This window comes from Streptomyces sp. NPDC110618, assembly GCF_055657065.1.
In genome coordinates this window covers 161,324-176,301 of record NZ_JBVKBN010000015.1, presented here as the reverse complement: position 1 = coordinate 176,301, position 14,978 = coordinate 161,324, and the positions used below count along the sequence as shown (strand labels likewise).

The 14,978-nt window shown below is 69.1% G+C and carries 10 protein-coding genes; 7 read left to right on the top strand and 3 right to left on the bottom strand.

Features of this window, described 5'->3' with window-relative positions:
* Positions 1-65: 65 nt before the first annotated feature.
* Both ACZ7L7_RS25040 and ACZ7L7_RS25035 read right to left on the bottom strand, forming a co-directional pair.
* A complete protein-coding gene (locus tag ACZ7L7_RS25040; RefSeq protein WP_472077208.1) occupies positions 66-434 on the bottom strand; it encodes a hypothetical protein in 369 nt (122 codons plus the stop codon).
* On the bottom strand, positions 434-2,902 hold the full coding sequence (locus ACZ7L7_RS25035; protein ID WP_472077206.1) for an AAA family ATPase: 2,469 nt from the start codon (positions 2,900-2,902) through the stop codon (positions 434-436). The genes ACZ7L7_RS25040 and ACZ7L7_RS25035 overlap by 1 nt, the downstream gene beginning before the upstream one ends.
* Before the next feature lie 349 nt (positions 2,903-3,251).
* Between ACZ7L7_RS25035 and ACZ7L7_RS25030 the strand changes: the two genes are divergently transcribed.
* From ACZ7L7_RS25030 to ACZ7L7_RS25015, 4 genes are all read left to right on the top strand, one after another.
* The gene (locus ACZ7L7_RS25030; protein WP_472077233.1) at positions 3,252-5,411 is read left to right on the top strand and encodes an N-6 DNA methylase; all 2,160 of its coding nucleotides are present in this window, start codon (positions 3,252-3,254) and stop codon (positions 5,409-5,411) included.
* 90 nt (positions 5,412-5,501) lie between these two features.
* Positions 5,502-7,511, top strand: coding sequence for a type I restriction-modification system subunit M (locus ACZ7L7_RS25025; RefSeq protein ID WP_472077204.1), 2,010 nt, complete (start codon positions 5,502-5,504; stop codon positions 7,509-7,511).
* On the top strand, positions 7,508-8,752 hold the full coding sequence (locus ACZ7L7_RS25020) for a restriction endonuclease subunit S domain-containing protein (RefSeq protein ID WP_472077202.1): 1,245 nt from the start codon (positions 7,508-7,510) through the stop codon (positions 8,750-8,752). The genes ACZ7L7_RS25025 and ACZ7L7_RS25020 overlap by 4 nt, the downstream gene beginning before the upstream one ends.
* Positions 8,753-8,754: 2 nt before the next feature.
* A complete protein-coding gene (locus ACZ7L7_RS25015; RefSeq protein WP_472077200.1) occupies positions 8,755-11,952 on the top strand; it encodes a type I restriction endonuclease subunit R in 3,198 nt (1,065 codons plus the stop codon).
* Between the two features lie 36 nt (positions 11,953-11,988).
* Here ACZ7L7_RS25015 and ACZ7L7_RS25010 read toward each other — a convergent pair whose 3' ends face one another.
* On the bottom strand, positions 11,989-12,270 hold the full coding sequence (locus tag ACZ7L7_RS25010) for a GntR family transcriptional regulator (RefSeq protein ID WP_285516149.1): 282 nt from the start codon (positions 12,268-12,270) through the stop codon (positions 11,989-11,991).
* A 155-nt stretch (positions 12,271-12,425) separates the two neighbouring features.
* Here ACZ7L7_RS25010 and ACZ7L7_RS25005 point away from each other — a divergent pair, with 155 nt between their 5' ends.
* The 3 genes from ACZ7L7_RS25005 (at position 12,426) to ACZ7L7_RS24995 (ending at position 14,706) form a co-directional block, all read left to right on the top strand.
* Positions 12,426-12,680, top strand: a complete 255-nt coding sequence (locus ACZ7L7_RS25005) for a hypothetical protein (protein WP_261718655.1) — start codon at positions 12,426-12,428, stop codon at positions 12,678-12,680.
* A complete protein-coding gene (locus tag ACZ7L7_RS25000) occupies positions 12,677-12,940 on the top strand; it encodes a hypothetical protein (RefSeq protein ID WP_285516148.1) in 264 nt (87 codons plus the stop codon). The genes ACZ7L7_RS25005 and ACZ7L7_RS25000 overlap by 4 nt, the downstream gene beginning before the upstream one ends.
* 179 nt (positions 12,941-13,119) lie before the next feature.
* Positions 13,120-14,706 carry a serine/threonine-protein kinase gene (locus tag ACZ7L7_RS24995; protein WP_472077198.1) on the top strand — a complete coding sequence of 529 codons (1,587 nt, stop codon included), beginning with the start codon at positions 13,120-13,122 and terminating at the stop codon, positions 14,704-14,706.
* Positions 14,707-14,978: the final 272 nt, after the last annotated feature.

Genomic DNA, 14,978 nt, shown 5'->3' with positions numbered 1-14,978 from the left:
ACGCTGCGACGGGCATACGCCCGGCCCGTCGAAATAACTATCAGAGACCAGCTGGTAACAAACAGTCAGACGGTCAACACCCCGACCAGCTCGCCGACTTCCGCCCGCCAGGCGCGAACCTGGTCGTGGGTGGGGCCGATCTCGTACTGGTGGTAGTGGCATCCCAGGCAGAGGTGCGACCAGACGGCGTTGGTGCGGCGAGCGGTCTCCGCTGGGGTGTAGCAGTGAAGGCACAGCATCTTGGCCCGCATCGTGGTGTCGGCGAGCCCCGGCACCGCGGCGTCGAGCACGCGGTCGACGGAGAGTTCCAGGGCGAGCCGCAGAGCGAGGGAGGCGCCACGGTGCCGTCCGGCGGCCGTTGCGGCCGTACGGGCGGCAAGCAGCCGATCCGCCGTCAGCAGCAGCTCCTCGACCGAGGTGGTGGGAGTACTCATCACGCGGTCACCCCCGGCTTGCGCACCTTTTGCGCCATCTCCTTGATGTCGCGCACGAAGCGGTGGGGGTCGGCGATCTGTGCTCCCTCGGGGTGGGCGCCCTTTTGGCACACCGTGAGGAGTTCCACCGCCCGCGGTCCGCAAAGAGTGCGCAGTTCCCGGTAGACGTCGCCGGTCCGGCCGACGTCGCCGAACAGGGCCAGTGCCGCGACCTTCATGAGCTTGTCGGCGCTGCCGACCGCGGCCTGCAGCTCGTCCTCGGGCGCGCCGGAGCGGTGATGCCGGATCCAGGCGGCTTCGAGGAAGGCGTTCTCCAGGGCGATACGGCACAGGCTGGGCAGCACGTGGTTCCGTGCCGCCGGCGGCAGGTCACCGGTACTGGCGAGGGCCCGCGCGTCGTCGAGTGCCTGCCGTACCGGGTCCGTCACCAGCCCGACCGACACCTTGGACGACGTGGCCCGCTCGACCTCGAACACCGTCACGGGCAGTTCCTGGCTGGTGAACGCCCGCTGGAGGCGGGTGTCGTGGGTGAACACGACGACCTGCCGGTGCTCGCCGAGTTCGTGCAGGACCTGGGCGAGTCCGTTGACCTTGGCGGGGTCCATGGACTGCACGGGGTCGTCGATGACGATGAAGCCGAACGGGCTGTCGGCGGTGGCGGCACGGGGCAGGAACAGTGACAGCGCGAGGGAGTGCTGCTCGCCCTGGCTCATGACGCCGAGAGCCGAGGCCTCGTGGCCGTCGACGGTGACATCCATGACGAGCTTGCGGACGGTGGCCTTCTCACTGCCCTTCAGGCTCACGGCCTTGAGGTCGATGTTGCTCTCCTGGCGGAGCCGCTCCCAGATGCGCTGCGACTGGTCGGCGAAGCCTTCCATCCGCTGTTCCCGCAGCTCGGCGGAGAGCGCCTTGATCCAGGTGCCCGCCTTCTTGAGGTCCCGCAGGCGGGGCTTGTTCGCCTCCACGGCACGGGCCCTCTCCGCCCAGCCCGCCAGGCGGGCGACGAGCCCGCGCCAGCGTTCGTCCCGCTTCTCCAGTTCCCTGACGGCGTTCGCCTTGACCGCGGCGCAGGCGTCGGCCAGGGTCACGGCGGCGGCGTGGGCGCGCTGGGCGAGCTCGGCGGGATCACTGATCGTCCGACAGTCGCTCCAGGCGCGCCACGGGTCGACCAGGGCGGCGGGAATCCGGCGGGGCGTGTGGACAAGGTCCTGCACGGCCCGTGCGGCCGACCGGAGTTCGCTGCGCGCGCAGGCTGCCGCCTCCGCCTCCTGCCGCAGTGCGGCGATCTGGGCGGTCGCGTCCGTGGCCCATGCCACGTCCAGCATTCCGTCGGTCCCGCACACGGGGCAGGCGGCGACATCGGGGTGACGGTCGTGGTGTGCCACAGCCCGCTCCAGGAGGTCCGCGCGCCGCAGGGCTTCCTCGGCGCCGGTGCCGCGCAGGTCCTCGGCATCGGCGAGAGCATTGCGCAGGCGGTCCAAGGCCGCGTGGACCTCCGCCAGTTCGGGGCCCTGCACCTCTGCCTCGGCGCGCAGCCGGGCGATCAGGCCGTCGTCCCCGTCGGCGGGCACACCGGCGACCAGGGCTTCAAGAGTCTCGAAGTCGGGGGTTCGCGCCGTGTCGACGGCGACGAGCGCCTCGACCGCGCGCTCGTCGTCCTCCAGCTCGTACAGGGCTTCCTTGAGGCCCGGCAGCTCCGCCTTCACCGCCTTCTCCGCGTCTTCGAGCGCCTTGGCCTGCTGCCGGAGCCGGCCGTCGGCAGCGCTGAGCTGCCCCAGGCCGAGGATGGTGGCGATGGCGTCGTACATCTCGGCGGGCTTGCCACTGATCATGCGGTCGAGGTCGACGTACGACAGGAAGGGCCGGAAGTCCCGCAGGGCCTGCGTCCACTCCGCCCGGTCGAGCGGGGTGCGGCCGTGCCCGGGGCGCTTGAGCTCGGCCCGGGAGGCGGCGAAGTCGTCGCCGTCCCAGGTGCGGGTCAGGGTGCTGCGGCCGCCGTCGCCCTCGATGGCGAGCTTGACCTCGATCTCCGGCCTGCCGTCGGTGTCGTGGAGGTTGCGCCAGTTGCTGCTGCGCATCGCGTGCTGCCCCTCCCAGCGCATGTTCACGCCGGTGAAGGCCGTCTCGATGCCCTCGGCGATGCTGGACTTGCCGGAGCCGTTGCGGCCCACGACCAGATTCACGCCGGGTCTCGGGCTGAGCTTCAGCCAGGCGCGCGGGCCGATGCCCCGGAACCGGGTGACGGCGACGGATTCGAGGTAGATCCGGCCGCCGACCGGGGCGGTTCCCCGGGGCTCACCGTCGCCCAGCGCCTCCTTCAGGAGCACCTTCACGGGCTCGGTGAGCGCCGCCTCCTCCAGGCGGGCCTCCACCAGAGCGCCAACGGGCACGGGCTGGCCGGACGGGGCCGGAGGGGCGGGGTCGGTGGGGTGGTGCGCGTTCTGCCGGGGCTGTTCCGTCACGGTCATGCGGGTTCCTCCCAGATGTGCGGTGGGTGGCGACTGCGGTGCGGAATGGACGCGGAGTGGACACGACCCCGAGGTATGGCGCTGCGGCGGGGCAAGGGGCCGGGAGAGATCGGAGGCGTGGCGCGCAAGGCATCGACACGCTTCTAGGTGCGGTGGGGGGCTTCCTTGGCGCATGCTTCCAACCGGAAGCACACCCAGATAAGCATCACACTGAAAGCACTGTCAAACAGCTTGGCTGACTTGACGAGTGTTGTAGCGTGTTAACCGTCCCTGTCCGACAGGCCCGAGAGGTGCGGAACTCCACGCCATGCCCCAGCAGCCACCGGCTCAGCCGGCGCCCTCCGCACATGTGACAGCCGCCGAGATCTCCCGCATCGCGGGGGTCACACGCGCCACCGTGAGCAACTGGCGCCGCCGCCACGACGACTTCCCGGCACCCAGCGCGGGCACGGAATCCAGCCCGCTCTACGACCTGTCGGCCGTCCAGGCCTGGCTGCGCGGGCGCGGCCACACCTCCGCCGTCTCACCGACCGAGGAACTCCGGACGGCGCTACGGCTGCTGGGGCCCGGCTCGGGGGTGGCCGCGCGGCTCTTCCCCCTGGTCGCTGCCGCGTCCCGCCGCACCCCGGAGGAACTGGCCGAACTCGCCGCCCTGCCCGACGACCAGCTGATCGCCCGCGCGGACAAGACCGCGCAAGAGCTACCGGCCTCGGTGCCGCAAGCCGAGCCGGTCCGCTACGGCCCGGACGACGCGGGCGCGGTCCGCGCCCTGCTGGGCTGCGTCCGTGAGGCGGGGTCCCAGGCCGCCCTCGACGTCCTCGCCGAGCGGGAGTTGGACGAGAGCGCCGCCAGCGGCGTCTACCAGACCCCGGAGGGTCTGGCCCGGCTCATGGCACGGCTCCTGCCCGAGGGTGCGTCCCGCGTCCTCGACCCCGCCTGCGGCAGCGGAACTCTCCTCGCCGCCGCCGCGCGGCAGGGCGCGCGCGAACTGTTCGGGCAGGACTCGCTCCCCGTCCAGGGCCAGCGCACCGCGGTACGGCTGCTGATCGCCGCCCCCGAGGCCGAGACCTCGATCCGCGTCGGCGACAGCCTGCGCGCCGACGCCTTCGCCGACCTCACCGTGGACGCGGTCCTGTGCAACCCGCCCTTCGGCGACCGCGACTGGGGTCACGACGAACTGGCCTACGACCCGAGGTGGGCGTACGGGGTTCCGCCGCGCTTCGAATCCGAACTCGCCTGGGTGCAGCACGCCCTCGCGCACCTGGAGCCCGGCGGCCACGCGGTCATGCTGCTGCCGCCCGCGCTCGCCTTCCGCGCCTCCGGCCGCCGCATCCGCGCGGAACTCATCCGCAGTGGGGCGCTGCGCGCCGTCGTCTCCCTTCCGGCGCGTGCCGCGTATCCGCTCCACATCGGCCTGCAGATCTGGGTGTTCCAACGCCCCGAGCCGGGTGGCCCGGACCGTACGACGGTGCTCTTCGTCGACGGGGAGGGCGAACAACGGGCCGCCGCGGGCGCACCGTCCGCCACGGCAGGTACCGGCACCCGTGGCGGCTCACGCTCCCACCGCCCCGGTGCCCCCTTCGACTGGGCGGAGCTGACCGACCGGGTCCTCGGCCAGTGGGCCGCGTTCACCGCCGGCCCCGACTCCTACACCGACGAGCCCGGCGTCGCCCGCGCGGTGCCGCTCGTCGACCTCCTCGACGACGTCGTCGACATCACCCCGGCCCGTCAGGTCCGGGTAGCCGCCGACATCGACCCCGCCGCCCTGGCGCGCCGCGCCCAGGACCTGCGCGGCCGACTGACCGAGGCGGTCGCGGCCCTGGCAGCCGCCGCCGAGTCCGGCGAGTGGCGGCCGTCCGGGGACTCGGCCCGCGAGTGGCGTACGGCGACCGTCGCCGACCTGGCGCGCGGCGGGGCCCTGACCGTATTGCGGGCGGCCCCGTCGGGCACGCGCGGCTCCAAGGACGGATCTGCCGCGACCGCGGACAGGCCGGTCCTCACCAGCGGCGACATCGCCGCCGGAAACCCCCCGTCCAGCGGGGGCGTTGACATCGACCCCGATACCGCGCACCCCGTCGCCGCCGGGGACGTCCTCGTACGAGCCATCGGCGGCGGCTCGGCCACGATGACCCGGGTCGCGGACGACCAGGACGCCGGAGCCCTGCTCGGTCCGCACGTGCACCTCCTACGCCCCGACCCGGCCCGCCTCGACCCTTGGTTCCTGGCCGGGTTCCTGGGTGCCGAGGACAACATCGCCTCCGCGTCCACCGGCTCCACCCACGTGCAGGTCACACCGGGCCGTCTGCGCGTACCGCTACTGCCTCTGGAGGACCAGCGGCGGTACGGGGAGGCCTTCCGGCGCGTGTACGAACTGCGCGCGGCCGTCCGCCGAACCGCCGACCTCGCCGCCGACACCGCGGCCACGCTGACGACCGGCCTCACCGCCGGCGTACTGCTGCCACCGGACACCCCGGATACGCCGGGCGCCGCGGACAGCCGTTCTGTCTGAAACGCCCCACGCGTCCCATCGCGCACGACCACACTGGATCCCTGCCGTCCCCCCGCCCGACGGCGCTCTTCGAAAGGAAGCCGGGACCTCTTGAACAGCAGCAAGCACACGGAGTTGGCGAACCACGCCTGGTCCGTCGCCGATCTTCTGCGCGGCGACTACAAGCAGTCCGACTACGGCAAGGTCATCCTGCCGTTCACCGTGCTGCGCCGCCTGGAGTGCGTCCTTGAGCCGACGCGCGACAAGGTCCTTGAGACCGTCGCCAAGTTCGCGGGCCAGGACATCGACACCGACCGATTCCTGCGCCGCGCCTCGGGCCACTCCTTCTACAACAAGAGCGACCTCACGCTGCGGAAGATCGCGGCCGACCCGCAGAACGCGGCGAAGAACCTCCAGATCTACGTCGGCGCCTTCTCCGACAACGCCCGTGAGGTCCTCGACAAGTACGAGTTCAACCAGCAGGTCAGGAAGCTCGACGGGGCGAACCTGCTGTACCGGGTCATCGGCAGGTTCACCGGCCTCGACCTGCACCCCGAGGTCGTGCCCAACCACAACATGGGGTACATCTTCGAGGAGTTGATCCGCCGCTTCGCCGAGCAGTCGAACGAGACCGCGGGTGAGCACTTCACCCCGCGCGAAGTCATCAAGCTGATGGTCAACCTGCTGGTGGCGCCCGACGCGGACGCCCTCACCGTGCCGGGTGTCGTCCGCACGGTCCTGGACCCGGCCTGCGGCACGGGCGGCATGCTCAGCGCCGCCGACGACCGCATCAAGGACCTCAACCCGGACGCGACGGTCGAGGTGTACGGGCAGGAGCTCAACCCCGAGTCCTGGGCGATCTGCCGGTCCGACCTCATGATCAAGGGCCAGGACCCGGAGAACATCCGTTTCGGCAACTCCTTCTCCGACGACGGTCACGCCCGCCGCAAGTTCGACTACATCCTCGCCAACCCGCCGTTCGGCGTGGACTGGAAGAAGGTCAAGGACGAGGTCGAGTACGAGCACAGGTCGCTCGGCGACGCCGGCCGCTTCGGCGCGGGCCTGCCGCGCATCAACGACGGCTCGCTGCTCTTCCTCCAGCACATGATCTCGAAGATGAAGCCGGTGGACGTGGGCGGCGGGGGCGGCTCCCGCATCGCCATCGTCTTCAACGGCTCCCCGCTGTTCACGGGCGCGGCCGAGTCGGGTGAGTCCAACATCCGCCGCTGGATCCTGGAGAACGACTGGCTGGAGGCGATCGTCGCCCTCCCGGACCAGCTGTTCTACAACACAGGTATCTCCACGTACTTCTGGATCCTGACGAACCGCAAGGACGCCGACCACAAGGGCAAGGTCGTCCTGCTGGACGCGCGCGACCAGTGGGTGAAGATGCGCAAGTCCCTGGGCGACAAGCGCAAGGAACTGGGCGACGGGACGAACGGCCGCCCCGACCACATCGGTGACATTACGCGGCTGTACGCGGAGGCGTTGCAAGTCGCGGGCGACGCGGAGCACCCGCTGCACGGCAAGGTGAAGGTCTTCGCCAACGAGGACTTCGGCTACCAGCGCATCACCGTGGAGCGGCCGTTGAAGCTCCGCTTCGAGGTGACGGAGGAGACGCTGGCGGCACTGGCGGAGGCCAAACCGGTGGCGAAGCTGGAGCGGAGCGAGGAGTTCGTCGCGGCGGTGCGTACGCTGCTCGGCTCGTCGTGGGCGACCAAGTCCGAGGCGTTCATCGCCCTCAAGGACGCGGTGGTCGCGGCCGGGCTGACGTGGCCATCGGGGGCGCCGTTCGCGAAGGCGGTACGGGAGGCGATCGGGGTCCGGGACCCGGAGGGCGAGGTCCAGAAGGTCAAGGGCGCGCCGGAGCCGGATGCGGACCTGCGGGACTACGAGAACGTTCCGCTTGGGGAGGACGTCGAGGAGTACCTCAAGCGCGAGGTGCTGCCGCATGTACCGGACGCGTGGATCGACCACACGAAGACGAAGATCGGCTACGAGATCCCGTTCACGCGGCACTTCTACGTGTACAAGCCGCCTAGGCCGTTGGAGGAGATCGACGCGGAGTTGAAGTCGCTGGAGGCGGAGATTCAGGCGCTGTTGGGGGAGGTTGCGGGATGATCGGCAGCAACGAACTTCCTGGCGGATGGTCGATTCATCCCTTGCGTCGACTCCTTTCAAAGGAGAACCGAAGTCCCTCGACTGATCAAGGGGTAGTTACCGCATATCGAGACGGGCAAGTGACCCTTCGGTCGCATCGACGAGAGGATGGATACACATTCTCGAACAAAGAGCAAGGATATCAAGGCGTTGAAGTTGGCGACCTTGTTTTCCATGCCCTTGATGGATTCGCTGGGGCTGTAGGGGTATCTGATTCAAAGGGAAAGTGCTCACCCGTCTATCACGTATGCTCACCAAACGGCAAGAATGACCCCGGATTCATTTCCTACGCCCTGCGAGCCATGGCGCTTTCTGGTTTTTTGGAGCTGCAGGCCGGCACCGTGCGACAGCGGTCAGTCGACTTTCGCAGCTGGGAAACATTTGCCCGTTTGCCAATCCCGACTCCTCCACCGGAAGAGCAGCGCCGCATTGCCCACTTCCTCGACACCGAGACCGCCCGCATCGACCGATTGGCCGATTGTTACCAAAAGTTGTCGAATTTGACGGTTGAGCGGTCACGAGCAGTAATCGACAAGGCTTTGATGGGGTTTTCCGCGGAATTCTCTGTACCGGCGTCTGCTGTCTGTAGTGCCATTGTGGACTGCGTGAACAAGACAGCCCCGACATCGACGGAATCCACGCCATATAAGATGATCCGAACATCCAATATTCGGAATGGAGATGTAGATCTATCGGAGACATTCTCCGTGGAGCGTGGAGTGTTCATCGAATGGAATCGTCGCGGCACCCCCCGAAACGGGGACATCCTCTTCACACGTGAAGCCCCGCTCGGACAAGTAGGCATGTTGCGCACGGACACCCCGGTGTTTCTCGGACAGCGCATCGTACTCTATCGCGCAAATGAAAATGTAATCAAGAAGGAGCTGTTGCTCTACAATTTCTTGGGATCACATATGGACAGGCAATTGCGACTCCTCGGCGCAGGTTCATTGCACGAGCACATGCGTGTTGGAGATTGCCTGAAGCTGCGCGTCTACTGTCCGCCGCGTACACAGCAAGATGGGCTCGTGGCAGAAATTGAGGCTGGAAGGGCAAAGAGCCTCCACCTCGCCAAACTCGCCAAGCGACAGCTTGCTCTCCTCAACGAGCGCCGCCAGTCCCTCATCACCGCCGCCGTAACCGGCCAATTCGACGTCTCCACCGCCAGCGGGCGCAACGTAACGGACGGAGTCACCGCGTAGCCATGAGTCCCATCCACACGGAGTCCGCGTTCGGGGACGCCATCGTTGCCGCCATGGTCGAGCGTGGCTGGCGTGAAACTCGCCCGCAGGACTATCGAGCCGATCTCGGTCTGGACACCAACGAACTGTTCACCTTCATCGGCGAGACCCAGCCCGACGAGTGGAACGAGCTGCTCACCCTCTACGGCGGTGACCCGAACGAGGCGCAGCGTGGGTTCGCGACTCGCCTGGACCAGGCCATCACCACCAACGGGCTCCTCGATGTGCTCCGCAACGGCGTCAAGGACCGGGGCGTCCGGCTCCGCGTCGCGTACTTCAAGCCGAACCTCGTCGCCCACGACTCCGTGTTGGACGGTTACCGGGCCAACCGCCTCACCGTCGTCCGTGAGCTGGAGTACGCCACGAAGCAGGCCGACTGGGGCAACCGGCTCGACCTCGCCCTGTTCCTCAACGGAATCCCGGTCGCCACGGCCGAGTTGAAGAACCCGCTGACCAGGCAAGGGGTGGAGGAAGCCAAGGAGCAGTACCGGACCGACCGGGACCCCACCGAGCTGATCTTCACGCGACGCGTCGTCGCGAACTTCGCTGTCGACCCGGACCTGGTGTTCGTCGCCACTCAGCTCAAGGGGAAGAACACCCGGTTCCTTCCCTTCAACACGGGCTCGAACGGCCCCGGTCAGCCCGGCGGTGCCGGCAACCCGGCCCCGACCGCCTACGGCACGTACGCGACCTCGTACCTCTGGGAGCAGGTCTGGCAGCCGGACAACTGGCTCGACCTACTCCAGCGGTTCGTGCACCTGCACAAGAGCAAGACCCCCGGTGGCGGCACCACGAAGACGATGATCTTCCCCAGGTTCCACCAGTGGGACGTGGTCAAGAAGCTCACCGCGCATGCCTCCGCCCACGGCGCAGGGCACGACTACTTGGTCATGGCGTCGGCCGGCTCGGGCAAGTCGAACACCATCGGCTGGCTCGCGCACCGCCTCAGCGACCTGCACACCCCGACCGACCCCCGCGAACTCGACCCCGAGGCCGTCGCCAAGGGCCTCAAGCCGGGCGTGCCGGTCTTCGACAAGGTCATCGTCATCACCGACCGGCGCAACCTCGACGCGCAACTCCGGGAAACCGTCGGTAGTTTCGAGCAGACCGCAGGCCTCGTCGTGAAGATCGACGAAAAGCACGGGGCGAAGGGCGAGCAGCTCGCCAAGGCCCTCTCCCGCGACACCGGGAAGATCGTCACGGTCACCCTGCACTCGTTCCCGGCGCTGCTCGACTACCTCCAGCGCAACCCCACCGAGATCCGGGGCAGCCACTTCGCGATCATCGTGGACGAGGCTCACTCCTCGCAGTCCGGCGACGCCGCCACCGCCGTACGGTCCGCCCTGCGCGACCTCGGCCTGGACTCCGACTCGGACGACGCGGGGGCGACCAAGGTCGAGGCCGAGGGCGCCACCCTCGACGAACAGCTCAAGAAGCGGGCCGAGCAGCGGTCCCGCGCCGCGAACCTCTCCTACTTCGCGTTCACCGCCACGCCGAAGGCCAAGACCCTCGAACTCTTCGGCACGCTCCAGGACATCGGCGGCAAGGCGACCTACCGGCCCTTCCACACGTACTCCATGCGGCAGGCGATCGAGGAGGGCTTCATCCTCGATCCGCTGCGCAACTACGTCACGTACAACACGTACTGGAAGCTGGTGAACCAGAACCCCGACGAGCGCGAGGTCGACCCGTCGAAGGCGAACCCCCTGCTCGCCCGGTACGCGCTGACCCATGACTCGACGGTCGCCCAGCACGCCCAGGTGATCGTGGAGCACTTCGTGACGCACAGCCGAGGCCGGCTCGGCGGGCGGGCCAAGTCGATGGTGGTGACCGCCTCACGGCAGTCCGCCGTGCAGATGGCGCGCGCCATCAAGAGCTACATCAAGGACCGGGACTACGACACCAAGTACCCCGACCTGGGTGTCCTCGTCGCCTTCTCCGGCTCGCTCACCATCGACGGCGAGGAGACCACCGAGACGAAGGAGAACGGCGGGCTGTCGGAGAGCGCGCTGCCCAAGGCGTTCGCGTACACGCGCGCCGACGACAAGGCCGTCCGAGCGGGTGGTGCGGGGCAGCAGGAGTACAAGATCCTGGTCGTGGCGGAGAAGTACCAGACCGGCTTCGACCAGCCGCTCCTCACGACGATGTACGTCAACAAGACGCTGACCGGAATCTCCGCCGTCCAGACCCTGTCCCGGCTGAACCGGACCGCCGACCGCAAGACCCAGGCCGACCTCGCGGTCCTCGACTTCGTCAACGACGCCGAGGACATACAGGAGTCCTTCCGCCCGTACTTCGAAGAGGCGAACACCCTCCCCTCCGACCCCAACCTGCTCTACACCGCGCAGAGCCGGGTCATGCAGGCAGCCATCCTGTCCGGTCAGGAGATGGACGAGTTCGCCGCCGCGTACTTCGCCGCCAAGGAGAAGGCAGCGGGTTCGCAGTCCAAGTGGGAGAAGCTGCACGCCGAGCTGTACCGGCTGCTCTCCCCCGCCGTCGCCCGCTTCACCGCTCTGCTCGAAAGCGAGGACGAGGACGACCAGGAGACGGCGGAGGACTTCCGGGCCGACCTCAACGACTACGTCAGGAAGTACGGCTTCCTCGCGCAGATCGTCCCCTACCGGGACGCCGAGCTTGAGCGGCTGCACCTCTACGGCCGCTACCTCCTCAACCGGCTGCCGCGCCGCGCGGACGGCGGCGTGGACATAGGCGAGGTCGACCTCAGCCACCTGCGGGTGGAGAAGACCGGCGAGTACGACGTCTCCCTCAGCCCCGAGGGGCCGGCGACCATGCCGGGCTTCAGCGACGGCTCGGGCGGCGCGAAGGAGTCGGAGAAATCGCTGCTCTCCGAGCTGATCGAGAAGTTCAACGAACGATTCGGCACCGAGTTCACCGAGCAGGACGTCATCCAGCCGTTCGAGGAGGCCAAGGCCGACCCGAAGGTGCGCGCGGCCGCCGTCGCCAACGACGAGGAGAACTTCGGCCTCGTCTTCGACGACGTCTTCGCGGACAAGATGGCCGACCACATCGACACCATCGCGGACATGGGCCGCCAGTACTTCGGTCCCGACAAGGGCTTCAAGTCCAGCCTGGACCGCAGCGCCCGCAAGGCGGCCTGGCGGATGATCCGCCGCGAGGAGGGCCTGGACGACGACTTCTGAGGCCTAGGCCCGGCTTGAGGGAGAGCGCGGCTCCGGCTACGCGGAGGGGGCGGGGGTTTCGGGGGAGGGCGGCAGAGGGTCGGCGACGAACCATCCCCGCTGAGGTACGGCGTACACCCAGCCCTCCTCAGCCAGCAGTCCGAGCCCCCTCCGCACGGTCGTCCGCGCGATCCCGTATCGCTGCACAAGCTGGGCCTCACTGGGCAGCATCCGCCCCGGCTGCCAGTCACCGCGCTGGATCTGCGCACGCAGGATCTCAGCCAGTTGCCGATACGGGGTCAGGGGTGCGCCATGGTCGATCTCGGCATCAGGGTTCATGCACTCGACGCTAGGCAACTGGACTGGTGCACGCTCTTTGAGATACGTCTCGCTACGTATCGATACAAGGCGATACAATGCTCAAAAGAAACGCCCCGGCCGGAAAGGTGAGAGCTTCCGCGCCGGGGCTGAGCCGACTGATTGGGAGTCGACCTATGCGCAGCCTACTGGCCGCGATTCTGACCCTGTTCCTGCCCGGCCGCGGTACCCACCGCTCGGCAGCACCCCCACCGCCCCTGCCCCGCATCTCCTGTCCTCCCGCTCCGGAGCCCTCCCCCGTGATCCCGTGTCCGCGCCCGGCGGACGTGATCCTCGCCGACGGCTTGCCCCTGGTCCGGCCGTACGTCGGGGCGGCAGTCCTGGCGACGCTGGGCGGCCGGGACCGCGTTCCGTGGGAGGTCGCCGTATGAGCGCGCGTACACCGCGTCTGCGCAGTCTCGGCCTCGACCCGGCCACCGGCAAGGAGGCCCTGGCGGTCACACACCCCGGCGGCTTTCTGGAGGAGCTTGCCGACGCGCAGGCGCTCAAGGCAGCCGCGGTCCTGGTGACGGTCGTCGGCGCGGTGCTGGAGGTGGGCAAGGCGTCGGACGCCGAGCTCGCCGCCTTCGTGACGCCGTTGCACGCCGCGCTCGAAGAATGCGTCAACATCATGGCGGCGGACAGGGAGTGACGACGTAAAGGCTGTTCGGCCGCGGGGCCGGTGATGCCGTGGGTGCCCTGGGGTTCCTCCTGGGGCACCCCCCGCCTTCCACCCGCCCATGTCGTACCGGAATCCCTGGACGGCGTCCTGACGCAGCGGTCACACTTGACCCCTGACTGTGACTGTTCATCACGCATACCGGGGGCAAGGTGCCGCAGGAGGCGATCTCCGACCGTTACGAACTCCTGGAGGAGCTGAGCCACGGCGGCATGGGCGAGGTGTGGCGCGGGTATGACGCCGTCCTCGACAGACCCGTGGCCGTGAAACTCATCCGGCAGGCGTCGGTCACCTCCCCGCAACTGGCCGAGGAGTTCGCCAAGCGCTTCCGGCGTGAGGCCCGCATCACCGCGCGTATCCAGCACCCCGGCGTGCCGCAGGTGTACGACGCCGTGCTCGACGCGTCGTACGAGCGGCTGTTCCTGGTGATGGAACTCGTCGACGGCGTGCCACTGTCCGCCTACATCTCCCCCGGCCGGCCGCTGCCGGTCAGCTGGGCGACCGCCGTCGCCGCGCAGGTCGCGACGGTGCTGTCGTACGCGCACGACGTGCCGGTGATCCACCGGGACCTCAAGCCGGGCAACATCCTCGTCGCCCGCGACGGCACGGTGAAGGTCCTCGACTTCGGCATCGCGGCGATACTGCGGACCGACGTCACCAGGCTGACCGCTACCGGCAGTCCCATCGGCACCCACCAGTACATGTCGCCGGAGCAGGTCCTGGGCGGTCGCATCACCCCGCGGACCGACCTGTACGCGCTCGGCTGTGTGCTGCACGAACTCCTCAGCGGGCGGCTCCTGTTCGAGGCGGAGAGCGAGTACGTGCTGATGCACCACCACGTCAACGCCGCTCCCACCCCGCTGCGACAACTGCGCCCCGACGTCCCCGAGGCGCTGGAGGAACTGGTCCTGCACCTGCTGCGCAAGGCGCCCGAGGCACGGCCCGCCGACACACAGGAGGTGTACGCGCGACTGCTGCCCTTCCTCCCGCCGCCCGGCCAGGCGCCCGGCACGGCGGACGCCGGACCGGCAGGCACACCTGACCCTACGGTCGTGTTCCGTCGCCCCTTCGCGCCCCGCGCCCGCGCCCAGGCCCCGGCGCCCGCAGACCCGGCGCCGACGGCTGTCCTCCCGGCGGCCCCACCGGTGCCTGTCCCCGCCCGGCTGCGCGAGGAGATCAAGGAGGCGTACGCCCACTCCGACGCCCTGCTGGAGGAGGGACGGTTCGCGCAGGCCGCCGAGGTGCTCGGCGAGGTCATCGAACCCGCCGCCCTCGCCCTCGGCTCCGAGAGCAAGCAGGTCCTGGCGCTGCGCCGCCAGCGAGCGGCCATCCGCCTCCTGGGCGGCGACTACCGGGCCGCCCTGCCCGAGTTCGACTCCCTCGCCGACGCCTACGCCCGTATCGCCGGGCCGACCAGCGAGCAGGCACGCGCCTGCCGCGCCCAGGCGGCCCGCTGCCGCGCCGAGCTCGGCCAGGTCACCGACGCGCTGGCCGCGCTCCAGTCGGTGCTGAACGTCGTGCGGACCGTCGACAGCGACGTGAGCGAGGAGGCCGTGGAGCTGCGGCACAACATCGGGATGCTGCTGCTCGCCCAGGGCCGGACCGCCGAGGCGCGGCAGGTCCTCGAACCGCTCCACCAGGACCTGTGCATGGTGTTCGGCCCGGAGGACGAGATGACCGTCGAGATCGCCGAGGCGCTCGCCGTGATCCGCCTCGACCTCGACGACTCGGCTTCCTGACACGCTTCCTCCAAGAGCAGCTTCGCCGCAGCCGTGCCGCTCCGCGGCCGAAGGGTTGGTGGCGGTCTCGTCGCCGGGGGTGCAGGGCTCACCGGCGCGGCCGTCAGGCCGGTGGTGCCGCCGGCCGTGCTCCGATCATCTGGCGACAAGCCGCCGCGCCGATTTCCCACGCGTGGTGGGTTTGCTGGTCGGATGGCGGCCGAGGGAAGGGGGCGTGCGCGGATCAGCGTGCCGGAAGAACGGCAGACAGTACGCTGAATCCAGCGGGATCA

What these genes read in the sequence shown, in the direction of transcription:
- ACZ7L7_RS25015 (WP_472077200.1), top strand. Translation starts at nt 8,755, where the DNA reads ATGAGTCCCATCCACACGGAGTCCGCGTTCGGGGACGCCATCGTTGCC.
- ACZ7L7_RS25035 (WP_472077206.1), bottom strand. Translation starts at nt 2,902, where the DNA reads ATGACCGTGACGGAACAGCCCCGGCAGAACGCGCACCACCCCACCGAC.
- ACZ7L7_RS25040 (WP_472077208.1), bottom strand. Translation starts at nt 434, where the DNA reads ATGAGTACTCCCACCACCTCGGTCGAGGAGCTGCTGCTGACGGCGGAT.
- ACZ7L7_RS25020 (WP_472077202.1), top strand. Translation starts at nt 7,508, where the DNA reads ATGATCGGCAGCAACGAACTTCCTGGCGGATGGTCGATTCATCCCTTG.
- ACZ7L7_RS25000 (WP_285516148.1), top strand. Translation starts at nt 12,677, where the DNA reads ATGAGCGCGCGTACACCGCGTCTGCGCAGTCTCGGCCTCGACCCGGCC.
- ACZ7L7_RS25005 (WP_261718655.1), top strand. Translation starts at nt 12,426, where the DNA reads ATGCGCAGCCTACTGGCCGCGATTCTGACCCTGTTCCTGCCCGGCCGC.
- ACZ7L7_RS25010 (WP_285516149.1), bottom strand. Translation starts at nt 12,270, where the DNA reads ATGAACCCTGATGCCGAGATCGACCATGGCGCACCCCTGACCCCGTAT.